Origin of the sequence: Streptomyces sp. NPDC050433, assembly GCF_044458565.1 — a bacterium.
Taxonomy (GTDB): Bacteria; Actinomycetota; Actinomycetes; order Streptomycetales; family Streptomycetaceae; genus Streptomyces.
The window spans coordinates 3327-26322 of the sequence record NZ_JBITIB010000055.1 but is presented as its reverse complement, the minus strand read 5'-3'; the positions used below and the strand labels follow the sequence as shown (position 1 = coordinate 26322).

Genomic DNA, 22996 nt, shown 5'->3' with positions numbered 1-22996 from the left:
GCAGGGGGGACCCTGTGGGAGAGTAGGACGCCGCCGAACAATTATTGGCCTCAACCCCCGCACACAGTGCGGGGGTTGAGGCATTTCTGCGTTCAAGCGCCCTCTCGGCGCCCCCTTCATGACGGGCCGACCAGCTTTGCCTCGTACGCCAGGATTACCGCCTGGACGCGGTCACGGGATCCCGTCTTTGCCAGCACTCGGCCCACATGCGTCTTCACCGTCGATTCCGCGAGGTGGAATCGGGAAGCGATCTCGGTATTCGTCCAGCCCTGGCCCATGACGGTGAGGATTTCCCGTTCCCGGTCGGTGAGCAGTGCGATTCCCGGATGGGGTTCCTCGGGGGTTGTCGTGCGTTCGGATCCGGACTCGGACTCGGATCCGAACGTGGTCGGGAGACGGTGCGCGTACGCGTCCAGCAGGCGGCGGGTGAGGCTCGGTGCCACCACCGCGTCGCCGCTCGCGACCGCGCGGATGCCGGACAGCAGCTCCTCGGGGAGCGCGTCCTTCACCAGAAAGCCGCTGGCGCCCGCCCGGAGGCCCGCGTATGCGTACTCGTCCAGGTCGAAGGTGGTCAGGATGAGCACCCTCGTACGGCTGCCGGCCGCGACGATACGGCGGGTCGCCTCGATACCGTCCAGGCCCGGCATGCGGACGTCCATCAGGACGACGTCCGGGTGGAGTTGGGCGATCAGACGCACGGCTTCGGCGCCGCCGGCCGCCTCGCCCACCAGGGTCATGTCGTCCTGGCTCTCCAGCAGCATCCGGAAGCCCATGCGCTGCAAGGGCTGGTCGTCGGCGATCAGTACGGTCGTCACAGCCGGTCGTCCTCGTCGTTCGGCAGATGCAGGTGGACCCGCCAGCCGCTGTCGGGCGGCGGCAGTGGTCCGACGTCAAGTGTGCCCGCGTACAGGGCCGTCCTTTCCCGCATGCCGGTGATGCCGCGTCCTCCTGAACTCGCTCGGGTCGCTCGGCGGCCCGTGTCGATGATCTCCGCGGTGATGGACTCGGGTGTGCGGCTGAGCGTGACCGTCGCTGTGGCGTCCGGGCCGGCGTGCTTGAGGGTGTTGGTGAGGGCTTCCTGGACGACGCGGTAGACCGTGAGCTGGCGGCCTCTCGGCGCGGATTCGAGTTCTTCGAGTTCGAAGTCGCCGGTGACCGTGACCTGTACGGGCAGGCCTGCGGCCCGGACGCCGGCGATGAGTTGGTCCAGTTCGCCGAGGCCGGGCTGGGGTGCGAGTTCGGCGGGGGTGTCGGCCAGGTCGTCGTTCTGGAGGATGCCGAGCAGTCGGCGCAGTTCCGTGAGGGCCTGGCGGCTGGTGGTGGCGATCGCGTCCAAGGCCTCGGTGGCGCGTTGCGGGTTCTTCTTTGCCGCGTACGAGCCACCGTCCGCGAGGCCCGTGATGACCGACAGGTTGTGGCCGAGGATGTCGTGCATCTCGCGTGCGATTCTGGTGCGTTCGGCGGCGGTGGCGAGTTGGGCCTGCTGATCGCGTTCGATCTCCAACTGTTTCGCCCGCTCTCTCAACGAGGCCGTGTACTCCTGTCTCGTACGCACCGCGATCCCCAGCAGCGCCACTGCCGCGAAGCTCGTCAGTGACGACTGGAGGAGTATGGCCCAGCCGTTCTCCGGGAATCGGGCCGCGCCCACGACGAGGGGGATGCCCAGCAGGACACCGGTCAGGGCCAGTTGGCGCATCGGAAGCCGTAGCGCGATGTTGAAGATGACGATCAGCTCGCAGAACACGGCGGTCTGGAGCCCGGCGCCCGACCAGCCAAGGGTCAGGGCGAGCGGGAACATCGCGAGCAGGGCGCCGAGAGGGTGTGTACGGCGGCGCAGCACGGTCAGCGGGAAGCCGACCGTGCAGATCAGCGCCGGCCACAGGGGCACGTCGGGGTTGGGCGCGACCGATCGCCAGCCGCCACCGGACACGTCGATCGCACCGCCGACCAGCAGGCTGCCGGCCAGCAGCAGGTCCCAGACCAGCGGGTGTGACTTGTCGAAGGCGCCGATCCGCTGGGTGGCGCTGTTGATGCGCTGGGTGAGCGAGCTGTCACCGCCTTCGACGCAGCCTTCGCTCACTGCTGCCCCTGCCCCTGGTCCGTTCATCTCTCCATCGTTATGCATCGCGCCGCTTGAGCAGCCATCCCGCCGACGCCAGCGCCGCCACCGCCCACAGGCAGAGAGTGAGCAGGGCCGTTCCGTCCGACAGGGCCCCGTCGCGCGGCAGCACCGCGCCGAGGGATTCGGAGGCGCGCGCCGGGAAGTACGCGACGGCGTTGCTCACGACGTCGGAGTCCACCGCCGACAGCACCTCCGGCAGGATGACCATTCCCGCGAAGAACACCCCGATCGCCCCCGGTACGGAGCGTGTCAGGGCGCCGAGGCCGAGACCGAGCACGCCGAAGAGTGTGAGCGCGACCGCTGTGCCGGCGACGGCGCCGGTGACTCCCGGATCGGTGAGCGAGGCGGCCATGTCCGTGTCCGCGAGGAAGATCTGCGCGAGCAGGAAGGTCGCGAAGACGGTCGCCGTGGTGACGGTCAGAGCCACCGCGGCGAAGACCGCGGCCTTGGCCCACAGGACGGGGAGCCGCCGGGGGACGGCGGAGAGTGAGGCGCGGATCATGCCGGTCGAGTACTCGCCCGCGCTGAACAGGACGCCGAGCACGGGGAGGAGGATCTGCCCGAACTGGACGCCGAGCAGGGTCAGGACGACCGGGTCGCGGACCTCGCCGAGGCCACCGCCCGCCGGATCGGGCTCGTGGCCGATCGCCATGATCAGGCCGGTGGCGAGGATGAGGAGCGACGCCGCCGTGAGCGTGATCCAGGTGGAGCGCAGGGTCCAGAACTTGTGCCACTCGGAGCGCAGGACTCGGGTGCGGGTGACGCCTGCACGGGCTGTTCCGGTGCGGATGGTTCGGGTCGTACTCATGCCGCCGCTCCTGTCAGTGAGTCGTGGGTGGCGCCGGCCTGGTACTCGACCTCGTCGCGCGTCAGGTCCATGAAGGCCTGTTCCAGGGACGCGGTGCGCGGCGTCAGCTCGTACACGGGGATCGCGTGGGCGGCGGCGATACGGCCGATGTACTCGCCGTCGACGCCCCGCACGTCCAGTTCGTCGGGGCTCGCGCCGGGTGTGATCTCGATGTCGGGGCCCGCGAGCAGCGCCGAGAGCGTCCGGGCGTCGGGGGAGACGACCTTCATGGCCGTGACGCCCGAGTCCCGTACGAAGTCGGCCACCGTCGTTTCGGCGAGCAGTCGGCCGCGGCCGATGATGACGAGGCGTTCGGCGGTCAGCGCCATCTCGCTCATGAGGTGGGAGGAGACGAAGACCGTACGGCCTTCCTCGGCAAGGGACTTGAGGAGGTTACGGATCCACAGGACGCCTTCCGGGTCCAGGCCGTTGACCGGCTCGTCGAGGATGACCGTGGCGGGGTCGCCGAGCAGGGCCGCCGCGATGCCGAGGCGTTGGCCCATGCCGAGGGAGAAGCCCTTCACGCGGCGTCCCGCGACGCCGGTGAGGCCGGTCAGGTCCAGGACGTGTTCGACGCGGGAGCGGGAGATGCCGTGGGTGTGGGCGAGTGCCATCAGGTGGTGGTGGGCGGTGCGGCCGGGGTGTACGGCGCGGGCCTCCAGCAGGGCGCCGACCTCGTGGAGGGGCGCGGGCTGCGCGGCGTAGACGCGGTCGCCGACGGTGACGTGGCCGGAGGTGGGGGCGTCGAGGCCCAGGATCATGCGCATGGTGGTGGATTTGCCGGCGCCGTTGGGGCCGAGGAAGCCGGTGACGGCGCCCGGCTCGACGGTGAAGGTGAGATGGTCGACGACGGTCTTGGCGGTCCTGCCGCCGTATCGTTTGGTCAGTCCGTTGGCCTTGATCATGGCTTCGACGGTAGGCAGCGGGCGGCCTCGGAACGTCCGACCGGGGGCGGGTACCGCGTACGGGGCGTACTACCCCGGTACGACGAAACCCGTTTGTGGACGACGGCGGTCGGCGCGCAGGATCGCTTCATGGACCAGACGAATCGCGCGGAGCGCGCCGTATCTCTTCCAAAGGCCGCACGCGCCGTCGGTGCCGCAAGCGACGTACGTGCCGTACGGGCCGACGAATGGGGCAGGGCGAAGGAGCTGCGGCTGGACGCCCTGCGGGATCCGGCCGCGCCCGTGGCTTTTCTGGAAACGTACGAGGACGCCGTCGAGCGCCCGGACTCCTTCTGGCGCGAGCGGACGGAGCGATCGGCGCAGGGCACGTCGGCGCGGCAGTTCGTGGCCGAGCCGACCGACGGTGTGTGGGCCGGTTCGGTGGTGGCGCTGGTCGAGCGGCGGGGTTCGGCCGATGCGCTGGGCGGCGTGAGCGCGTACGACCAGGTGCATCTCGTCGCCGTGTACGTACGGCCCGAGCACCGGGGTGCCGGGCTGCTGAAGGAGTTGTTCGAGGCGGCGGCAGCGTGGGCGTGGTCGCTGGAGGAGCCCCGTGTCGAGCGGGTCCGGTTGTACGTGGACGAGCGGAACGGGCGGGCGCGGGCCGCGTACCGCAAGCTCGGGTTCATGCCGACCGGGGTGACCGTTCCTGTGGAGAACGATCCCTCCGCGCGGGAGTTCGAGCTTGCGGTGTCGCGGCCGGTGTCGGGGCCGGGGGGCTGAGACGGTCGGCGAACTGGTCCGCTCAGGCGGGCAGTTCCTGCTGTGGCCAGCGGTCCGGCCAGCGGTCCCTGCCCTGTTCGTGCGAGCGCAGCAGGACCAGCGCGGGCATGCCCTGCTCGTCGCCGTCGGCCAGCAGCTCGGGCAGCGCCGGCACCGGCGCCACCGCCGCCACGTCGTCGAGCACCAGCGTCATTGGTGGGTCGAGCCGGCCGGAGGATGACCGTGCGGCCATGCGGCGGCCGTGCTCGACCACGCTTGAGGCGAGAGCGGTGAGCAGCGGCATCGCTCCCGGACGGGTGCGCGGATCTTCGATCGGCTCACCCACCACATAGAGCGTGCCCCCCTCGGCAGCAAAAGAATCCAGCGAGAGCGAGTCGGCGCGATTGGGTGCGCACGCCTCACGGATGTGGACGGACGACAGGGAGGCCAGCGCACGTGTGGTCAACTGCTGGGCGATCTCCCGGCGTTCGGGGTGCGCGGTGAGCGCGGACTCCAGCAGACCCGCGAGCCCGGAGGCGGCCTTGGGGTGCGTACGCAGGAGTCGTACGGCCTCGTGGGCGCCGCCGCCCTGCGCCCAGCGGTGCACCTGCTTGAACGGCCGCGCGTCCACGGCGGCGGCGTGCAGCCAGCACCGCAGCAGGGTCTCCGCCGTGTCGGCCATGGCGGCATCGAGGCGGGCCAGCGGACGTACGGGGGCGAGAAGGGCGACGGCGCGCGCGGCGGCGGTGTCGGCGTCCTCACAGCCGGTGGTGGGGGACCAGTGGAGGCGGTCCGGGGTGTCGCAGAGATGGCTGGGGTCGTAGACGAGTACGGGGCCGAGTTTGGCGCGGGCGTCCTTCGTCTCGGCCCAGAGGGTGGCGTCGGACGTGACGACGAGCGCGGGGCCCTCGGCGTCCTGGATGGCCTGAACGGCGGCGGGGCGGCGGGTGCGCGGGGCGCCGTAGCGGACGTGGGCGTGGGGGGCGGTACGGGGAGCGGGGACCGCGACGGGGACGGACACGGGGGCGGGGACTGGGGCGGGCGGGGGGACGACAGGCTCGGCGGGCGGCGGTGTGTGCTCGACCGGGGCGGGTTGGGCGGGTGCCTCCCGTACGGGCCGCGCCTCGACTTCCCTCGCCTCGGCCCGCTCCTGCTGCTCCTCTCGCGCCTGTTCGTGTTCCCGGCGCCGTACCGTACGCAGCGCCCGCCAGCGGGCCAGCGTGCCCAGCACGAACAGCGCCAGCACGGCCGCCGCCATCAGCTCGCTTATGAACAGGCCCCAGAACAGCCCGTATCCGGACAGCTCTCCCGGTGGTGTGTCCGGCCAGGCGGCCGGGATGTCGTGCGGGGCCGAGATCAACTGCCGTACCGCCGAGGGCGTACGCGTGAAGGTCACCGAGTCCGGCCACGAGCCGTGCGCGAAGAGCGCGGCGAGGCCCGTCGCCGTCCACGCGAACAGCGTGATCCCGAGCAGGAAGCCCAGCACGCCGAGGATCAGCCCGTCCGGCACCCCGCGCTGCGCGCCGGGCCCGGCACCGCCTCCCGTCGCCATGCCGTTCACGCCACCGTGGACTCGGAGGACGCGTCCAGCCGCTGCTGCTCCATGAGGATCGCCCGCTGTTCGGCCTCCCACTCGGCGGCCCGTACGTGGTCGGGCAAGCCGCCGCTCAGGGCGTCCGCGGCGTCGGAGGCGTCGGACGCCTGGCTGTTCTCCGTCATGGCGCGGTCGGTGAAGACCAGGGGGCGTTCGGCCTCGGTGACCAGGTGTTTGACGACCTGGACGTTGCCGTTGACGTCCCAGACCGCGATACCGGGCGTGAGACTCGGGATGATCTCGACCGCCCAGCGCGGCAACCCGAGGACCTGGCCGGTGGCCCGTGCCTCGTCCGCCTTCTGGGCGTAGATCGTCCGGGTCGACGCCATCTTGAGGATGGCGGCTGCTTCCTTGGCGGCGGCGCCGTCGACCACGTCGGAGAGATGGTGGACGACCGCCACGAACGAAAGACCCAGCCGGCGGCCGAACTTGAGGAGCCGCTGGAAGAGCTGGGCGACGAACGGGGAGTTGATGATGTGCCAGGCCTCCTCGACCAGGAAGATGCGTTTCTTCCGGTCGGGGCGGATCCAGGTGTGCTCAAGCCAGACGCCGACGATCGCCATCAGGATCGGCATCGCGATCGAGTTGCGGTCGATGTGCGAGAGGTCGAAGACGATGAGCGGCGAGTCCAGGTCAATGCCGACGGTCGTCGGGCCGTCGAACATACCGCGCAGGTCACCGTCGACCAGCCGGTCCAGGACGAGCGCGACGTCCAGGCCCCAGGCACGTACGTCGTCTATGTCCACGTTCATCGCCGCGGCCGACTCCGGCTCCGGGTGCCGCAGTTGCTCCACGATGTCCATCAGGACGGGCTGGCGCTCGACGATCGTGGCGTGCACGTAGGCGTGCGCGACCTTGAGTGCGAAGCCGGAGCGCTCGTCCAGGCCGTGCCCCATGGCGACTTCGATGATCGTGCGGAGCAGGGCGAGCTGCCCGGTCGTGGTGATCGCCGGGTCGAGCGGGTTGAGCTTGATGCCGCCGTCCAGGGCTGCCATCGGGTCGAGCCGGATGGGGGTTATGCCCAGCTGCTGCGCGATGAGGTTCCACTCGCCGGCGCCGTCCTCGCCCTGGGCGTCGAGGACGACGACCTGGCGGTCGCGGAAGCGCAGCTGCCGCAGGACGTACGTCTTCTCCAGCGCCGACTTGCCGTTGCCGGACTCGCCGAGGACCAGCCAGTGGGGGGCGGGGAGTTGCTGCCCGTACAGCTGGAAGGGGTCGTAGATGTAGCCCTTGCCGCTGTAGACCTCGCGGCCGATGATGACGCCCGAGTCGCCGAGGCCGGGGGCCGCGGTCGGCAGATAGACGGCCTGCGCCTGGCCGGTCGACGTACGGACCGGGAGCCGGGTGGTCTCCACCTTCCCGAAGAGGAAGCTGGTGAAGGCGTCCGTGAAGGCGGACATGGGATCTCGCATCACAGGCCCCTATCAGCTGCGGTCGGCTCATGAACGGCGGTCATCATCGGCGGATGCCGGTCGCGAACGGCAGGGTGTTCACGAACGCCCGGTGGTGCTCGCGGTCGCACCACTCCAGCTTCAGATACGACTTGCCCGCCGACGCCCTGATCGTCCGCTTGTCCCTGGCCAGGGCCTCGGGCGAGCGGGACGACACCGTGATGTACCCGACGATGTTGACGCCCGCCGCACCGCTGGCGAGATCTTCACCCCGCTGGTCGAGCCGGCCGTGCGCCGCGATGTCGCGCGGGTCGACGGTGCGGTTCATCTTGGCGGCGCGGCTCGCGTCGGCCTCGTCGTTCGTCTTCTCCGTGAGCATCCGCTCGATGGCGACCTCGGTCGGCTCCAGGTCCATGCAGACCGCGACCGTACGGATCACGTCGGGCGTGTGGACGAGCAGCGGGGCGAGGAAGTTGACGCCGACCGGGGTCATCGGCCACTCCTTCACCCAGGCCGTGGAGTGGCACCAGGGCGCGCGGGTGGACGACTCGCGGGTCTTGGCCTGGAGATACGTGGGCTCCACGGCGTCCAGCTCGGCGGGCCAGGCGTTGCGCTTCGTCATGGCCTGGATGTGGTCTATGGGGTGGTCGGGGTCGTACATCGAGTGCACGAGCGAGGCGAGGCGCGCCTGCCCGAGCGGCTGCCGGACGCGGATGTCGGCCTCGGCGAGGCGGGCGCAGATGTCGGTGAGTTCGCGGGCCATGACGACAGCGAGGCCGGCGTCCTTGTCGAGCCTGCGGCCCCGGCCCTTGCCGCCGGCGGCCTGGCGGGTGGCGCGGGCCATGGCCTGGCCCTCGGAGGCCAGATCGCGGGTGTAGTGCATGCACGCCACGAGGTAGGCGCGGTGCTGCTCGCTGGAGGTCGAGACCATGGACTGGAGCTGCTCGTACGACTCCTGGAGCCAGCCGGGGGACGCGGAGTCGCCGCGCTGGGCGACGTCCTTGGCGTGCGCGTCGGGGTCGGCGGGGAGCGTACGGGCGAGCATCTGGAGGCGGGTGACGAAGCCGTCGCCGTTGGCGACGTGCTTGAGGAGTGTGCCGAAGCGGTCGACGAGGGCTTCCTGGTCCTCGCTGTCGCGCAGGCCGACGCCGGGGCCCTCGATCTCGATGGCGGCGGTGACGGTGCGGCGGTCGGCGTGGAGCAGTACGGCGATCTCGTCCGGCCCGAAGGGCGCGGCGAGCCAGTTGATCCGCCCGATGCCGGGGGGCGGGCCGACCTCGACCTCGCGGCCGTCGGCGGTGGTCCCTGACTCCATGGCGGCGGAGCGGTAGGTGGTGCCGTTGCGCAGGGTCCGCTTGTAACTGCGGTTGATCTCGAACCACTTGTAGACGGTGCGGTGCTTGTACGGGACGTACACCGCGGCGAGTGCGAGGAGCGGGAACCCGAGCAGGGTCACGATCCGCAGGGACAGGACGGGGACGATGAGCCCGCTCATCATGCCGAGGAACGCGCCGGCGATGATCAGCGCGATCTCGCCTGTCTCACGGTTCTTGCCGACGATCGCGTTCGGCCGCGCGCGGCCGATGAGATACGTACGGCGGGGCGCGATCGGATGGGACTGAATCGTCAACGCCCTGCACCTCCTGTGCTGTTGTTACCGGTTCCGCGATTGCCGTGGCCGCGGCTGCTGTGGGGAGTGCCGCTGGTGGGGCTGCTGGAGCGGGGGGCGGGGGAGGGGACGCTGCCGCCTCCGCCAAGTCCGCCTCCGCCACCGCCAATTCCGCCGCCTGAGGAAGGGCGGCTGCTGTGGGCGGCGACGCCGCCGGAGACGGGGTTGGCCGGGCGGGCACCGCCGCTGTTGTCGCCACCGCCGCCGCCTCGGCCGCTGTGGGTCTTGATGCCCTGCGAGACGACACCGGCGGGCGAACTGATCACGGCGGCGGCCCGGCCGCCGTCCGTGGACAGCTTGGCGTTGCTGCGGGCGCTGGCGATCTCGTCGCCGAAGCCGGGGACGAAGCGGTAGATCATGGCGGAGGCGAAGATCGCGAGGAGGATGATGGCGAGCCCGGAGACGACGGCCGAGAAGGAGTCGGGCCCGTCGTCGGAGGTGAGCGCCCCGGCGAGACCGAGGACGATGACGATGACGGGTTTCACCATGATGACCGCGATCATGAGCCCGGCCCAGCGGCGTACGTGGCCCCACATGTTCTTGTCGACGAGCCCGGCGTAGACGACGACGCCGAGGAGGGCGCCGACGTAGAGCAGGATCGCCCGGATGAACAGCTCCAGATAGAGGATGCCGGCGGCGAGGATCGTCACGAGGGATACGACGATGAGCATGATCGGCCCGCCGCCGATCTCGGTGTCCTTCTTCAGCGCCTCGGAGAACGTCCCGAAGAACACATCGGTCTGCCCACTGGTCCCGCCGGCGATGACCTCGGTGACGGCGTCGGTGGCGGAGACGAGCGTGTAGAGGATGAGCGGCGTGAACGCGGAGGCGAGGACGGTGAGCCAGAGGAACCCGATGGCCTCGGAGATGGCGGTGGTGAGCGGGACGCCGCGGATGGCGCGCTTGGCGACGGCGAGGAGCCAGAGGATGAGGGTGAGGACGGTGGCGGCGGCGAAGACGACGGCGTACTGGGAGAGGAAGGCGGTGTTGGTGAAGTCGACCGTGGCGGTCTCCTTCACGGCCTTGGAGAGGGTGTCCACGGTCCACGAGGCGGCGTCGGCGCAGCCACGGGCGAGGGAGGTGAGGGGGTCGAGGGCGCTGGTGGGGTCGTTGAGGGGGGAGTCGGAGCCCGTGCCGGAGCCGGATTCGCCGTCCTCGCAGAAGTCGCGGGCGGGGCCGACGATGAGGTCGCAGTTCTCGTCGTCGGACGGCGTGGGTGAGGGTGTCGGCGCGGCCACGGCCCGAGTCGCGAGAAGTACCGCCGACGTCTGCACCACGGCGAGAGCACCGACGATCTTGAGCGAGAGACGACGGCTACCGGGCATAGGTGAACCCTCCGTACTCCTCGACGGCCTTCGCGATCTCATCGGCGTCGGAGGCCGTACGGTCCGCGTTGACCGGTGCCGGACCGTCCTTCTGGGCAAAGCTCTCGACCTTCCAGTCGTCGCCCACCCACTGAAGCTTGAGTGTCATCGTGAACCAGTCATTGGTCACCGGATTCGTGGAACTGACCCCGGCTGTGCCGAAGACGCCGGTGCACCAGACCTCCACGGTGGCGGAACTATCCGTGAACTGCGTGACCTTGGTGCCGACCGGAGCCGTACGTGAGACATAGGTCAGGCCTTCTGCGGCGTTGCCGTTCTCGTCAAGACCGAGCTTGTCGAGGAATGTCTTGTCGTAGGCCGCGTCGAACTTGGCTTCAAGGTCAGCGGCCTTGTCGGGCACGAAGAGCTGACGCATGATCTGCTCGCGGGCCGCGGGCTTCAGGATGTCGGCGGACACCAGTGTCACCGCGTAATTCGCAGCCGCGCTCTCCGCCCCCTGCTCATCCTTCGCGAACCCCGAAGGAATCCCCCCGTTCTTCCCCGTCACCGGCTTCACCCCCGACGCCGCCGTCGGTTCCGAGCCCGACGCTTTGTCGCCGCCTTCGGCGCCCGATGCGCCCGAGTCGCCGCCGCCCTCGCGGTTCGCGAACGCGATAGCCGCGATCAGCAGCACCACCACGCCCACCACCGCGATCAACGAGCGCGAGCTGCGCTGGGGGCGGCGGGCGCCGCCGTATCCGTCGCCGCCCCCGCCGTCCGGCAGACGCGTCCGCGTCTGGCCCATTCCGCCGAAGCTGTCGTCCGTCGTACGGCCCGGGTCGTTCCCGTGGCCGTGCTGGCCGTGCTCATCGCCGAAGCTCATGCCGCGTCCGCCCCCTCGACCGGTTCGACCGTGTGCAGTTCCGCATGCGGTACCGCGTACGACGGTAGCGCTGGTTTCCGCGCGGGCGCGGTGTGGTGACTCGACATCAGGGAGACGCAACCTCGGCGGTGGGCGCGACGGACGGATGGTGTGGTGACGGATGGTGTTGAGAGTGGACCGGGTGTACGGGACGGGCGTACCCGGTGCGGATCGGATCGATGCGGCGCTAAACAGCCATCCCGTACACAATCGTGAAGACCGTCCCGAGGGACCCGATGATGAAGACGCCGGTCAGTCCGGCGACGATCAGACCCTTGCCCTGCTCCGCGCTGAAGGTGTCCCGCAGCGCGGTCGCGCCGATACGCTGCTTGGCGGCGCCCCAGATCGCGATGGCGAGACAGAGCAGGATGGCGGCGGCCATCACCACCTGGACAATGACGCGAGCCTCGGTGCCGAGGTTCCCGAAGGGCCCCCAGCTCGGAGCGATACCACCGATGATGGTGTTGATGTCGCCCTTATCGGCTTCCACGTCCATGCAACTCACCGCCCCTGTTGGGTTGTTAAGTGCCCGCGCCCGGCGGGCACGGATCGCCTTCTATCTTCGCTGATGGAACCGCCCTCGTATGCCGACTTGGCGGGTCTCTTTACCCGATCCCCGCACGTTTGACCGATGCGACCGCCCTGACCTGCGTCATGAACCGGAGTATGCGAGTACGGGTATGGTCACTCTGTGTATCATGCAGGGTGACTCCGGGCAATGATTGGCGTTGTGCACTCTTGAGCCCGCCGAGGTTTTGCGTCCGTGCTCCATCCGTGCGCCCGCCAAGGGCGGGTGAGGGGCCCACCGTACGGGTGAACCGGCGCGGGGCGCCCCGGTGTTGCCGACGGCGTCCGATGCCAACGGGGGACGGGCCTCCGACGCCTCCGTAGCCTCGCGGGCACCCCTTTTCCGTCCCCACCGCGCGGCATCCCTCCGGCCCCGGATTGGGACAGTGCCACCCGACATCCCGGACAACAGAGGACAGGGGCGGATGGCATGGCGGGTTATTCGGGCGGATTGCGGGCGCTGGTCGACGAGGCGGGTGCGGGAGGCGGTACGGGTGCGGGTGAGCGGCTGAGGCACAGCGACGGGCCGTGGACGCGGGCCGCGGGTGGGGCCGAGGCGACCCGTACGCAGATGGCCTATCTGAAGGCGGAGTTCGAAACGGCGCACGAGGGCGTAGGGGGCTGCGGGGACGGGCTGAGCGCCGTCGCGGTCCTGGGGACCGTACGTACGTCATGGGAACGGCGCATCGAGGCAGCCCGCGACGAGTGCGGAGGCCTGGCCGGCCGGCTGCGCGCGGTGGCGAAGACGCAGGGTGAGCACGACGGCGCGGTCAGGTCCGGGCTGGCGGGGGTCGACGCAGGAGTCGGGGGGTGAGGGTCGGTGGGCTGACCTGGGCGCAGTTACGGGACGTGAGATGCGCCGAGTTGGAGAGCGCGGCGGACGGCTGGGGCAAGGCGAGCAACCGCGCGGACGCGGCACGCGACCGGATCGACAAGCAGCTTCTCGCGGGTCTGACGGCGGCTCAGGAGGGCGAGGCGGCGAGAGCGGCGGTCGGGCGACTGCGGGAGCTGGGGCGGAACTTCCAGTACATCTACACGGAGTGCGGCCTGGTCCGTACGACCCTGAACAGCCTCGCCCAGGACCTGCGGGGCGCGCAGCGGCAGTTGCGGGACGCGCTGGAGGAGGCGGCGGGCCTGAGGCTCACGGTGCGGGCGGACGGGTCGGTGAGCTACCCCGACGCCGGGGAGGACCCGTTCACGAAGGAGAAGCTGCGGGGCGGCACGGCGTCGGGCCACGCGTACCTGCGGTCGGACGCGCCGCCGGGGCTCACGAGCCCGAACCCGCTCGCCGCGAAGGCGCAGGCCATCGCGGACCGGATCGCCCGCGTGCTGAACGAGGCGGCGGAGGTCGACGCGCGGTACACGCGGACGCTGCGGAGACTGATCGCGCAGGACGGCCTCACGGTCACGGACGCGATGTGGGCGGACACGAGCGCCGACGCGACGGCGGTACGCGCGGTCACGGCGGACTACCTCAAGGCGGCGATCCCCCAGGACGCGACAGCCGCGGAACGCCTCGCGTGGTGGCAGGGCCTGACGGCGGAACAGCGCGAGGAGTACCTGGCGGTCCACCCGGACCTGATCGGCAACCTCGACGGCATCCCGGCCGCCGTACGCGACGCGGCGAACCGCGACAACCTGGCGCTGCTGATGGGGAAGTTGGCGGGCGCGGAGGACGACAGGTCGCGGACGATGCTGGCGGGGCTGAGATCCATCGACGGGCAGTTGCGGGCGGGCGGTCATCCGCCGATGTTTCTGCTGGGTATCGGGGACGAGGGGAATGGGCGGGCGATCGTGGCGTACGGGAATCCGGATACGGCGAGGAATGTGTCGGCGTATGTGCCGGGGCTGGGGACGGGGTTGGACGAGGGTTTCGCGCAGGATGATTTGAGGCGGGCGAGGGATACGTTGTTGGGTGCGATGGAGTACGACAAGTCCACGGCGTCGATCGTGTGGCTCGGCTACGACGCGCCGCAGCTGTCGGTGGACGACGCCACGGGGAATACGGACGTCATGTTCACGGAGCGCGCGGAGGCGGGGGCGTCGGCGTACGGCGACTTCATGGCGGGAATCGCGGCGACGAACGAGAACGACGACCCACATATGACGGCTGTGGGCCACTCGTACGGTTCCCTGACGGTGGGCCAGGCCGCGCAGCGGGAAGGTGGTATTCCGGGCGTCGACGACATTGTGCTGGTGGGCAGTCCAGGAACGGGCGCGGATTCCGCGGACGATCTGGGAGTGGGCAGAGCCCATGTCTACGTCGGCGCAGCGGAGAACGACCCGGTGACGCGCACGCCGGCGAAGGGGGAGGCGCAGGGCATGGGAATGGGCGCGCTGGGCGGTGCGTCGGTGGGGGCGGCGCTGGGAGGCCCGGTGGGGGCGGCGGTCGGCGGGGTGGGCGGGGCGACGATGGCGTACTTCGCGCAGGACGCGCAGACGGAGGAGAGCGAGGTCTGGTTCGGGACGGATCCGGCGCACGAGGATTTCGGGGCGAGGAGGTTCAGGGTGGATGACGGGCCGCGACCGATTCGCGATATGGGTGGGGTCGACGCGCATTCCAACTATTTCGATCCCGGGAAGGACGTCACGTCTGCGGACAACATCGCCAGGATTGTTGTCGGGGACTACGGAGACGTTCAGATGGACAGGCGGAGGAGGGGATGACGTTGTGGCGCTGCCTGGGGTTTCTGTTGGTATGCGTTACGGTCGCCGGATGCTCGTCGCTCGACGGCTCCAGAGCGGATGGGGAGCGAGTTTTGAACATGCAGGAGGCGGCAGAACGTGCAGATTCCATTCTTGAGGGTACGTTTCGTGCGATCCGGCCCAGGGTCAAATGGACGCACGGGGAAACTACTGCGGGGAGTTGCGACCTGTCTCGGCGGCGGGCTGTCATGACGATCATCTCCGAGCAGCGACGTGGTGGATTCCTGGGAGTTGTCGAGCGGTCCTGGCAGAAAAGCGGATACGAGATCACCTCCGTCAACAGCAGCCAGAGGTTCCCGGCCATCTACGCCAAATCCTCCGACGGCTTCGGTATCAGACTCAGTATCGGCGGAGAAGGCCAGGCCTTCTTCGAAGTCGCCACTCCATGCGTGGAGAAGTCAGCCGTCGCGGACCCCACGGCCGAGACGGATGGGCCCAACTACGCGGGCGGCCCCATTCCGCGCCCCGACGTCCACGACGGCTTCTGGTCCGCCACCACATCCCCACCCCGCACCTGACCCCCGGTCAGCTCCGCATGCCCCCCGCGCCCAGCCCTGTGGCACAGTCGTGCCTGTCCGAATAGGACCGGCACGACAGGCGGGAAAATAGCGGTGAACGCATGCCGGATGGGGGAGGGTTGAGGGGTGCGTAAATACTGGGTGGCCGGTGCGATCGGGGTCGGGCTGAGCCTGTGCTTCATCGGGCTGCTCGTCGTCGGTACGTACTCCGCCGCCGCCGGGCTCGTCGGCGGTGCGGGAGGCGGTGGGGCGGTTGGGCTGGCCAAGGGGGCCGTGCCCGCGAAGTACCAGCGGCTGGTGCAGGAGTGGGGCAATCTCTGCCCCGCGATCAATCCCGCGCTGCTCGCCGCGCAGCTCTACCAGGAGAGCGGCTGGGATCCCGACGTCGTGAGCCCGGCGCAGGCCCAGGGCATCGCGCAGTTCATCCCCGGGACCTGGGCGGCGCACGGTGTCGACGGGGACAAGGACGGCGACCGTGACGTCTGGGACCCTCAGGACGCGATTCCGTCGGCCGCGACGTACGACTGCAAACTCGCCGGGTACGTCGACGATGTGCCGGGTGATCAGACGAAGAACATGCTCGCCGCGTACAACGCGGGCGCGTACGCGGTCATCAAGTACGGCGGCGTCCCGCCGTACCGCGAGACGCAGAACTACGTGAAGGTCATCACCACCCTCCAGCAGAGCTTCGCCCGCCCCGTCGGCCGCGTGGAACCCTCCAAGCAGGCCGCCGCCGCCATCTACTACGCGCAGCAGAAGCTCGGTACGAAGTACCTGTGGGGCGGCAACGGCACCCCTGAGCAGCAGGGGCGGTTCGACTGTTCCGGGCTTACGCAGGCCGCCTACCGGTCGGTCGGGATCGAGTTGCCGCGGGTGGCCAACGATCAGTACAACGCCGGGGAGCATCCATCGCGCGATCAGCTCATGCCCGGTGACCTGGTGTTCTTCTCCGACGACCTCACCAATTCGCGGGCCATCCGGCATGTGGGGATCTATGTCGGCGGCGGTTACATGATCAACGCTCCGTACACCGGCGCGGTCATCCGGTTCGACAAAATCGATACGCCGGACTACTTCGGAGCGACCAGGGTCACCGAAGACGGCGCGAAATCGCTGCCGACCGATTTGCCTACGGGGCGGAAGTCCGATACGTAAAACAGCTGACGGGACGTCGGTCCGACGAGGCGTGAGGGTGGCGAAGGGTTGACACCCGGAAGGGTGGAGTCGGGCCGGGGAAGGGGCGCGCGTGGCCGGAATTATCCGTTCGTTTACCCCTCTGAGCTGGGACGATGTGTCACCCTTCGATAACGTCCTGGAGATCGTCCGGTGAAGACTGGAACCTGTGGGGGGATCAGGCCGTTCCCTGGACTGAGGCTGTGGCGTTGATCGCGCAGCACTGACCGCAGGCACCGCGGGGGTTGGTGGAAGCGACACGCCCGGAGGCGTGTCGTGGTGGGCGACAAGGCAAGGGGCCGCAGCACATGGCTGGACTCGCGATCGATGGGTCGAACCCCGACGTCAGCCTGCTCTACGACATCAACGGTCTGGCCACCTCGGCCCCCGACTGGTTCGACCGCGGCATGCGGTTCGCCGGTGAGTACGGGATCATGATCGCGCTCGTTCTCGTCGTGCTCTGGTGCTGGTGGAGCGTGCGGCGGCGTGGGACGGCCGAGGATTCCGTGGCCGCCGTCGCCGGGCTGCTGTGGGCGCCGCTCGCCGCCGGGGTGGCGCTGCTGATCAACATCCCGATCCGGGAGTTCGTCGGGCGCGAGCGGCCCTTCAACGACCACCGGGGGCTCGACGTCCTCGTGGCCGGCAAGACCGACTTCTCCTTCGTCAGCGATCACGCCACGATGGCGATGGCCCTGGGCGCGGGCATCTTCGTCGCGCACCGCAGGTTCGGGCTCGCCGCGATCGGGCTCGCGCTGGTCGAAGGCTTCAGCCGGGTCTATCTGGGTGTGCACTACCCGACCGACGTGATCGGGGGGTTCGCCCTCGGTACGGCCGTGGTGCTGCTCCTCGCGCCGCTCGCCATGGCGCTGTTCACCCCGCTGGTGTCGGCGGTCTGCCGGTCGCCGCGGGCGGGACTGCTCGTACGGTCGCGCGCCGCGCGGGACGCCGACCGGGCCGAGGCCGCCGAGGCGCTGGGGACCCGGCCGCTGGGCATCCCCGAGCCGCGGCCCGACGACAACAACCTCGCCGCGTAGAGGGGGCTCAGAGCGCCTGGGGGAAGTCGAACAGGCGCGTCGGGTCGTACCGCCCCTTCAGTTCCTTCAGCCGGTCCGCCGCCGGGCCGTAGTACGCCGTGCGCCAGTCGGTCAGCGCCGGGTCCGTGTAGTTCTGGTACGCCGCACCCGACGCATGCCTGCGTAGTGCACCTTGGCTGGTTTTCAGCCATGCCTGTTGCTCGGTGCCGGAGGTGCCGGGGCGCCAGGACGCCACGTACTGGGCGAGCATCCGGGAGCCCCGGTGTACGAAAGCCGTCGCGAGCGGGTCCACCCGGTTGATCGCGCCGCCGAGCGCGGTCAGCGCGACCGTGCCCGAGCCCGCGCCGTCCGCGACCTTGATGCGGCTGAAGTCCTCCACGGCCGACAGCACGGTGCCGATGCCCGCCGATGGCAGCGACCGGTCGAAGAAGTCCGAGGTCGCGGCGTACGTCTCCCGTTGCAGCGCGCCCTCCTCGGCGCGGCCGGGCGTCGTGCCGGGCAGCCGGCACTGGTCGTAGCCGAGTCCGGCGCAGCCCGCGTACACCAGCATCGACTCCTCGTAGCCGCGCGGGCGCAGCGAGACGAAGCTCGCCGATGAGCCCGCGCGGTCGGCGAGCCGGTCGAGGGCGTTCTTGAGGTCGCCCTCGGTGCCGAGGGTGAAGGCGGAGACGGAGAGCGTCGGGTCGGCGCCGCCGCCCGCGCCGACCGCGAGATGGAGCGAGGACCAGATCTCGTCCGGTTGGTCGGGCGCCCACTCCTGCCAGGCGGCGAGCACCGAACGGGCCTTTGACCACGGCCAGTTGAGGTTCGCGGCGACGCCGGTGGAGGCGGGGTGGGTACGGAAGCGGAGTTCGGTGACGACGCCGAAGTTGCCGTTGCCGGCGCCCCGCAGGGCCCAGAAGAGGTCCTGGTGCTGCTCGGCGTCGGCGGTCAGGCGCTTGCCGTCGGCCGTCACGATCGTCGCCGAGGTGAGGCTGTCGCAGGTCAGACCGTACGCGCGGGAGACCACCCCGTGTCCGCCGCCGAGCGTGAGGCCGGAGATGCCGACGGTCGGGCAGGAACCGCCGGGGATCGTACGGCCGTCGCGGGCGAGCGCGCCGTAGATGTCGATCAGCTTGGCGCCCGCGCCGATCACCCCGTCCGACGCGGCGTCGTCGAGTCCGTCGAGCGAGGAGATGTCGATGATCAGCCGGCCGTTGCCGCTGGACCAACCCGCGTAGGAATGGCCCCCGTTGCGGATCGAGACGGGTGTGCCGTGCCGCCGGGAGAAGGCCAGGCACTCCCGGATGTCGTCCTCGCCGGCGACGTACGCGACAGCCGCCGGTTTCAGGTCGTCGAAGCGGGTGTTGTAGAGCTGGCGGGCCGTCGCGTATGCGCTGTCCCCCGGTCGTACGAGCCGACCGTCCAGTCCGGAGGCGAGCGCGCCCCAGCGCGGGGAGGCGGGGGACGCGGAGGTCCGTCTCGGAGGGGGCTTGTTGTCGGGGGCGTCCGGTGAGCCCGTGGCGTCCGACGAGCCGTTTCCGCCGTCGCTCGTGCAGGCGCTCACCGCGCCGGCCGTCGTCACGGCCAGCGCGCCGGCCAGCAGTGTGCGCCGTTCCATCGGACGGCCTTCCCCCGGTGTCATGGGCGCCAGTCTGCCGCCTCATGGGACGCGGCGTCTGTTCTCGCCCGGTCACGAGATCGCCTGGCGGGTCCCGACCAGCCGCACGTACAGCGCGCCAGGGCGAACGAGCCGCGCTCGACGATCGATGTGGAGTGGGGGGCGGTGGGGACGTCGGGGGTGGTGGGGATGTCGGGGGAGGCGGAGAGGTGGGGGGAAGTGGGCGGGTCCGAGGTCTCTTGCTCGCGCACCTGCCCACCGTACTCGTGCGTACGTTCCCGGCCGGGGGCGGTGCGTGACGACGCGCGCGGGACGTCGTTATCGGGACAGCGCGGCTCGCGGGCGGGCGACGGACAGACACAGGCAACGGCAAGCAACGGTAGGGCGTTGGGGGTTGGCAGGCGATGGTGCAGCAGCACAGACGCAAGGGCGGCAGGGGTGCGGCGGCCGTCGTCGCCGCCGTCACGATGGTGGGAGTCGTGGCGGGGACCGCCGGTTGCTCCGGGAGCGAGGGCGCCATGGCCGACGACCGGCCCCTCGGTGATACGGCGGCGGTCCTCGGAGCGGCCGACGTGCTGGTCGAGGCGGGCAGTTCGAGGGCGAAGACCTCACTGGTGATGGCGACGGGCGGGACACGCGTGACCATCAGGGGCGAGGGGCGCTACGACTTCCGTGAACGGCTGGGGCAGCTCTCGGTCGTGCTGCCCAAGGACCCGGCCGGCGCGGACGAGCACCTGCCGATCTCGGAACTGCTGGCACCGGCCGCCCTCTACATGAAGAACCGGGGCGCCGGGGTGCCCGACGACAAGTGGGTCATGCTCGACTCGACCACCCTCGCGGACGGCAATCTCGTCACCGGCGGCGCGACCGATCCGCTGACCGCCGCCGAACTGCTGCGCGCCGCGAAGGACGTGGTCCTCATCGGCAAGGTCGGCGAGCGGGAGTTGGACGGCGTCCGCGTGTCGCACTTCCGGGGCGTCACCGACATCGAGCGGGCAGCGAAGCTGGCGGCGCCGTACGCGCGGGGGGCGCTGGCCGCGGCGGCGCGGGGCTTCGCTGACGACGTCGTGCCGTTCGATGCCTATCTGGACGAGGCGGGGCGGCTTCGCAAGGTCAGGCACCAGTTCAGCTACCGCAATCAGGGGCGTACGGTCGCTGTCGCTTCCACCACTCTGCTGTACGGATTCGGGGTCGCCGTCGGCGTACGGCTCCCCCCGAAGGACCAGATCTTCACGGGGAAGATCACGGTGTAAATGGTCCGGACGTGCCATGCGCGTCACGTCTCACCCTCCTTACCCTAGGAAGTCGGCAGTCGACACCGCCAGGAAGACGACACCGGCAGGAAGAGGTGAACGCACGTGGCTCCGTTGCTCACGCCGGCCGTCCAGGACCACGTGGCCCTCGCCGAGATCGAACTCTGTGGAGAGCTGATGATCGCGGCGTCGGCCGCGGACGGTGAACGGCTCAGCCCCGACCGTATCGACGAGGTGCTGAAGGTCGGCGTGGAGCGGGGCGAGAGATCATCCTGCCGGTGACCCTCGGCAGGGTCCGTCAGGTACGCAGCAGGCGCGCGATCGCCTTCGTCGCTTCCTGCACCTTCTCGTCGATCTCGTCACCGCCCTTGACCGCCGCGTCGGCCACGCAGTGCCGCAGGTGCTCCTCCAGCAGCTGGAGCGCGAAGGACTGGAGAGCCTTCGTCGAGGCCGAGACCTGGGTGAGTATGTCGATGCAGTAGACGTCCTCGTCGACGAGGCGCTGGAGTCCGCGGATCTGGCCCTCGATCCGGCGCAGCCGCTTGAGGTGCTCGTCCTTCTGCTTGTGGTAGCCGTGCACTCCGCGATCGTGATCGGTGATGATCTCGTCACCGACCGTGCCGGCCGCCGTGTCTGCCGCCTCGGTGGTCGTCATCGCGTCCTCCTGGTGGGGTGTTCGTGAGGTATGTCCGAAAGGGGCGAAAATACCCCAGGTAGGTATATGATACCCAGTCTCGCGCGCAGGGGCAGGGGCACGTCATGATCGTCGTGTCCGATACAGCACACTGATGGACGCCGGTTAGCCGTGGCCGGATGATGCACCTAGCATCAACCTGACCGAATCCGATGTAACCCGAGGATCCCCCGTGCGCTTTCGTCTGACCCCCAGGGAGACGAGCTTCTACGACATGTTCGCCGCGTCAGCGGACAACATCGTCACGGGCTCCAAGCTCCTCATGGAACTGCTCGGAGCGGATTCCTCCGCCCGAGCCGAGATCGCGGAACGGATGCGGGCTGCGGAGCACGCGGGCGACGACGCCACGCACGCCATCTTCCACCAGCTGAACTCCTCCTTCATCACGCCCTTCGACCGCGAGGACATCTACAACCTCGCCTCGTCCCTAGACGACATCATGGACTTCATGGAGGAGGCCGTCGACCTGGTCGTCCTCTATCAGGTCGAGGAACTGCCCAAGGGCGTCGAGCAGCAGATCGAGGTGCTGGCGCGGGCGGCGGAGCTGACCGCCGAGGCGATGCCGCACCTGCGGACGATGGACAACCTCACCGAGTACTGGATCGAGGTCAACCGCCTGGAGAACCAGGCCGACCAGATCCACCGCAAACTGCTCGCGCAGCTCTTCAACGGTAAGTACGACGCCATGGAAGTCCTCAAGCTCAAGCAGATCGTGGATGTGCTGGAAGAGGCCGCCGACGCGTTCGAGCACGTCGCGAACACGGTGGAGACGATCGCGGTCAAGGAGTCCTGAACCACGTGGACACCTTTGCCCTGGTCGTGACCATCGGAGTCGCGCTCGGCTTCACTTATACGAACGGCTTCCACGACTCCGCGAACGCGATCGCGACATCGGTGTCGACGCGTGCGCTGACCCCGCGCGCCGCGCTCGCGATGGCCGCCGTGATGAATCTCGCGGGGGCGTTTCTCGGGCAAGGGGTCGCCAAGACCGTCAGCGAAGGGCTGATCGCCACACCGCACGGGGCGCGAGGGATGGGGATCCTCTTCGCCGCACTCGTCGGGGCGATCGTCTGGAACCTGATCACCTGGTACTACGGTCTGCCGTCCTCCTCGTCGCACGCGCTCTTCGGCGGCATGGTGGGCGCCGCCCTCGCCGGCGGGACCGATGTCATCTGGACCGGGGTGCTGGAGAAGATCGTCATCCCGATGTTCCTGTCGCCGATCGTCGGTCTGGTAGCCGGCTATCTGGTGATGGTCGGCATCATGTGGATGTTCCGGCACGCCAACCCGCACAAGGCCAAGCGCGGTTTCCGGATAGCGCAGACCGTCTCGGCGGCCGGCATGGCGCTCGGGCACGGTCTCCAGGACGCGCAGAAGACGATGGGCATCGTGGTGATGGCGCTGGTCATCGCCGATGTCGAGAACCAGGGCGACGAGATCCCGATATGGGTGAAGGTCGCCTGCGCGGTGATGCTCTCGCTGGGTACGTACGCGGGTGGCTGGCGCATCATGCGGACGCTGGGGCGCAAGATCATCGAACTGGATCCGCCGCAGGGGTTCGCGGCGGAGACGACGGGCGCGTCGATCATGTTCGGCTCGGCGTTCATCTTCCACGCGCCGATCTCGACGACGCATGTCATCACCTCGGCGATCATGGGCGTCGGCGCGACGAAGCGGGTGAACGCGGTGCGGTGGGGTGTGGCGAAGAACATCGTCATGGGCTGGTTCATCACGATGCCGGCGGCGGCGCTGGTCGCGGCGGTCAGCTTCTGGATAGTGAACCTGGCCTTCGGCTGAGGCGGGTGGGCGGTTGCCTTCGGCCGGGGGTCCGGGGGTTGTCCCCCGGGTAAGCACAGTTGGATAGTGAACCTGGCCTTCGGCTGAGGCGGGTGGGCGGTTGCCTTCGGCCGGGGGTCCGGGGGTTGTCCCCCGGGTAAGCACAGTTGGATAGTGAAC

The 22996-nt window shown here is 69.6% G+C and carries 22 protein-coding genes; 10 read left to right on the top strand and 12 right to left on the bottom strand.

The window, feature by feature from the left end; translation table 11 throughout:
• Positions 1-116 precede the first annotated feature (116 nt).
• From ACIBLA_RS36820 to ACIBLA_RS36805, 4 genes are read right to left on the bottom strand one after another with little or no spacing between them, the layout of a single operon-like run.
• A complete protein-coding gene (locus tag ACIBLA_RS36820; RefSeq protein ID WP_399201079.1) occupies positions 117-815 on the bottom strand; it encodes a response regulator in 699 nt (232 codons plus the stop codon).
• A complete protein-coding gene (locus ACIBLA_RS36815) occupies positions 812-2080 on the bottom strand; it encodes a sensor histidine kinase (protein ID WP_399201078.1) in 1269 nt (422 codons plus the stop codon). Before ACIBLA_RS36815 ends, ACIBLA_RS36820 begins: the two co-directional genes overlap by 4 nt.
• A 37-nt stretch (positions 2081-2117) precedes the next feature.
• Positions 2118-2930, bottom strand: a complete 813-nt coding sequence (locus tag ACIBLA_RS36810) for an ABC transporter permease subunit (protein ID WP_399201077.1) — start codon at positions 2928-2930, stop codon at positions 2118-2120.
• Positions 2927-3874, bottom strand: a complete 948-nt coding sequence (locus tag ACIBLA_RS36805) for an ATP-binding cassette domain-containing protein (protein ID WP_399201076.1) — start codon at positions 3872-3874, stop codon at positions 2927-2929. Before ACIBLA_RS36805 ends, ACIBLA_RS36810 begins: the two co-directional genes overlap by 4 nt.
• 129 nt (positions 3875-4003) lie before the next feature.
• Between ACIBLA_RS36805 and ACIBLA_RS36800 the strand changes: the two genes are divergently transcribed.
• The gene (locus tag ACIBLA_RS36800; RefSeq protein WP_399201075.1) at positions 4004-4636 is read left to right on the top strand and encodes a GNAT family N-acetyltransferase; all 633 of its coding nucleotides are present in this window, start codon (positions 4004-4006) and stop codon (positions 4634-4636) included.
• A 22-nt stretch (positions 4637-4658) separates the two neighbouring features.
• Here ACIBLA_RS36800 and ACIBLA_RS36795 read toward each other — a convergent pair whose 3' ends face one another.
• The 6 genes from ACIBLA_RS36795 to ACIBLA_RS36770 form a co-directional block, all read right to left on the bottom strand.
• A complete protein-coding gene (locus ACIBLA_RS36795) occupies positions 4659-6167 on the bottom strand; it encodes a type VI secretion protein (RefSeq protein ID WP_363240991.1) in 1509 nt (502 codons plus the stop codon).
• Between the two features lie 5 nt (positions 6168-6172).
• The gene (locus ACIBLA_RS36790) at positions 6173-7621 is read right to left on the bottom strand and encodes an ATP-binding protein (protein WP_363240992.1); all 1449 of its coding nucleotides are present in this window, start codon (positions 7619-7621) and stop codon (positions 6173-6175) included.
• Positions 7622-7664: 43 nt separating this feature from the next.
• A complete protein-coding gene (locus tag ACIBLA_RS36785) occupies positions 7665-9230 on the bottom strand; it encodes an SCO6880 family protein (protein WP_363240993.1) in 1566 nt (521 codons plus the stop codon).
• On the bottom strand, positions 9227-10594 hold the full coding sequence (locus tag ACIBLA_RS36780) for a hypothetical protein (protein WP_399201074.1): 1368 nt from the start codon (positions 10592-10594) through the stop codon (positions 9227-9229). The genes ACIBLA_RS36785 and ACIBLA_RS36780 overlap by 4 nt, the downstream gene beginning before the upstream one ends.
• On the bottom strand, positions 10584-11456 hold the full coding sequence (locus ACIBLA_RS36775; RefSeq protein WP_399201073.1) for a hypothetical protein: 873 nt from the start codon (positions 11454-11456) through the stop codon (positions 10584-10586). The genes ACIBLA_RS36780 and ACIBLA_RS36775 overlap by 11 nt, the downstream gene beginning before the upstream one ends.
• Before the next feature lie 226 nt (positions 11457-11682).
• Positions 11683-11991 (bottom strand): hypothetical protein, encoded by a 309-nt coding sequence (locus ACIBLA_RS36770; protein ID WP_363240996.1) that lies wholly within the window; start codon positions 11989-11991, stop codon positions 11683-11685.
• A gap of 501 nt (positions 11992-12492) precedes the next feature.
• Here ACIBLA_RS36770 and ACIBLA_RS36765 point away from each other — a divergent pair.
• The 5 genes from ACIBLA_RS36765 to ACIBLA_RS36745 all read left to right on the top strand — a co-directional run bounded on the left by ACIBLA_RS36765 (position 12493) and on the right by ACIBLA_RS36745 (position 17493).
• Entirely contained in the window at positions 12493-12876 is a 384-nt protein-coding gene (locus tag ACIBLA_RS36765; protein ID WP_363240997.1) for a hypothetical protein, read from the top strand.
• On the top strand, positions 12873-14729 hold the full coding sequence (locus ACIBLA_RS36760) for an alpha/beta hydrolase (protein ID WP_399201072.1): 1857 nt from the start codon (positions 12873-12875) through the stop codon (positions 14727-14729). Before ACIBLA_RS36765 ends, ACIBLA_RS36760 begins: the two co-directional genes overlap by 4 nt.
• 227 nt (positions 14730-14956) lie before the next feature.
• Positions 14957-15286, top strand: coding sequence for a hypothetical protein (locus ACIBLA_RS36755; protein WP_363240999.1), 330 nt, complete (start codon positions 14957-14959; stop codon positions 15284-15286).
• A gap of 141 nt (positions 15287-15427) precedes the next feature.
• Positions 15428-16441, top strand: a complete 1014-nt coding sequence (locus ACIBLA_RS36750) for an NlpC/P60 family protein (RefSeq protein ID WP_399201080.1) — start codon at positions 15428-15430, stop codon at positions 16439-16441.
• 326 nt (positions 16442-16767) lie between these two features.
• Positions 16768-17493, top strand: a complete 726-nt coding sequence (locus ACIBLA_RS36745) for a phosphatase PAP2 family protein (protein ID WP_363241002.1) — start codon at positions 16768-16770, stop codon at positions 17491-17493.
• Positions 17494-17500: 7 nt separating this feature from the next.
• Here the strand turns inward: ACIBLA_RS36745 and ACIBLA_RS36740 are convergent, their stop codons facing one another.
• Complete coding sequence (locus tag ACIBLA_RS36740) at positions 17501-19093, bottom strand: FAD-binding oxidoreductase (RefSeq protein WP_399201071.1); 1593 nt, start codon at positions 19091-19093, stop codon at positions 17501-17503.
• Between the two features lie 404 nt (positions 19094-19497).
• Here ACIBLA_RS36740 and ACIBLA_RS36735 point away from each other — a divergent pair, with 404 nt between their 5' ends.
• Both ACIBLA_RS36735 and ACIBLA_RS36730 read left to right on the top strand, forming a co-directional pair.
• On the top strand, positions 19498-20346 hold the full coding sequence (locus ACIBLA_RS36735) for a hypothetical protein (RefSeq protein WP_363241003.1): 849 nt from the start codon (positions 19498-19500) through the stop codon (positions 20344-20346).
• Positions 20347-20451: 105 nt separating this feature from the next.
• Positions 20452-20628: a hypothetical protein gene (locus tag ACIBLA_RS36730; RefSeq protein WP_363241004.1), complete on the top strand. Its 177-nt coding sequence runs from the start codon at positions 20452-20454 to the stop codon at positions 20626-20628.
• A 16-nt stretch (positions 20629-20644) separates the two neighbouring features.
• Here ACIBLA_RS36730 and ACIBLA_RS36725 read toward each other — a convergent pair whose 3' ends face one another.
• A complete protein-coding gene (locus tag ACIBLA_RS36725) occupies positions 20645-21001 on the bottom strand; it encodes a metal-sensitive transcriptional regulator (protein WP_363241005.1) in 357 nt (118 codons plus the stop codon).
• A gap of 211 nt (positions 21002-21212) precedes the next feature.
• Between ACIBLA_RS36725 and ACIBLA_RS36720 the strand changes: the two genes are divergently transcribed.
• Entirely contained in the window at positions 21213-21833 is a 621-nt protein-coding gene (locus ACIBLA_RS36720; RefSeq protein WP_052582416.1) for a DUF47 domain-containing protein, read from the top strand.
• Positions 21834-21838: 5 nt separating this feature from the next.
• On the top strand, positions 21839-22837 hold the full coding sequence (locus ACIBLA_RS36715) for an inorganic phosphate transporter (RefSeq protein ID WP_363241006.1): 999 nt from the start codon (positions 21839-21841) through the stop codon (positions 22835-22837).
• The last annotated feature ends 159 nt before the right edge of the window (positions 22838-22996 follow it).

Excerpts from the sequence above, each read along its gene's own strand:
- ACIBLA_RS36810 (WP_399201077.1), bottom strand. The coding sequence starts at position 2,930 with ATGAGTACGACCCGAACCATCCGCACCGGAACAGCCCGTGCAGGCGTC.
- ACIBLA_RS36805 (WP_399201076.1), bottom strand. The coding sequence starts at position 3,874 with ATGATCAAGGCCAACGGACTGACCAAACGATACGGCGGCAGGACCGCC.
- ACIBLA_RS36800 (WP_399201075.1), top strand. The coding sequence starts at position 4,004 with ATGGACCAGACGAATCGCGCGGAGCGCGCCGTATCTCTTCCAAAGGCC.
- ACIBLA_RS36795 (WP_363240991.1), bottom strand. The coding sequence starts at position 6,167 with ATGGCGACGGGAGGCGGTGCCGGGCCCGGCGCGCAGCGCGGGGTGCCG.
- ACIBLA_RS36790 (WP_363240992.1), bottom strand. The coding sequence starts at position 7,621 with ATGCGAGATCCCATGTCCGCCTTCACGGACGCCTTCACCAGCTTCCTC.
- ACIBLA_RS36780 (WP_399201074.1), bottom strand. The coding sequence starts at position 10,594 with ATGCCCGGTAGCCGTCGTCTCTCGCTCAAGATCGTCGGTGCTCTCGCC.
- ACIBLA_RS36775 (WP_399201073.1), bottom strand. The coding sequence starts at position 11,456 with ATGAGCTTCGGCGATGAGCACGGCCAGCACGGCCACGGGAACGACCCG.
- ACIBLA_RS36770 (WP_363240996.1), bottom strand. The coding sequence starts at position 11,991 with ATGGACGTGGAAGCCGATAAGGGCGACATCAACACCATCATCGGTGGT.
- ACIBLA_RS36765 (WP_363240997.1), top strand. The coding sequence starts at position 12,493 with ATGGCGGGTTATTCGGGCGGATTGCGGGCGCTGGTCGACGAGGCGGGT.
- ACIBLA_RS36755 (WP_363240999.1), top strand. The coding sequence starts at position 14,957 with ATGACGATCATCTCCGAGCAGCGACGTGGTGGATTCCTGGGAGTTGTC.
- ACIBLA_RS36745 (WP_363241002.1), top strand. The coding sequence starts at position 16,768 with ATGGCTGGACTCGCGATCGATGGGTCGAACCCCGACGTCAGCCTGCTC.
- ACIBLA_RS36740 (WP_399201071.1), bottom strand. The coding sequence starts at position 19,093 with ATGGAACGGCGCACACTGCTGGCCGGCGCGCTGGCCGTGACGACGGCC.
- ACIBLA_RS36735 (WP_363241003.1), top strand. The coding sequence starts at position 19,498 with ATGGTGCAGCAGCACAGACGCAAGGGCGGCAGGGGTGCGGCGGCCGTC.
- ACIBLA_RS36725 (WP_363241005.1), bottom strand. The coding sequence starts at position 21,001 with ATGACGACCACCGAGGCGGCAGACACGGCGGCCGGCACGGTCGGTGAC.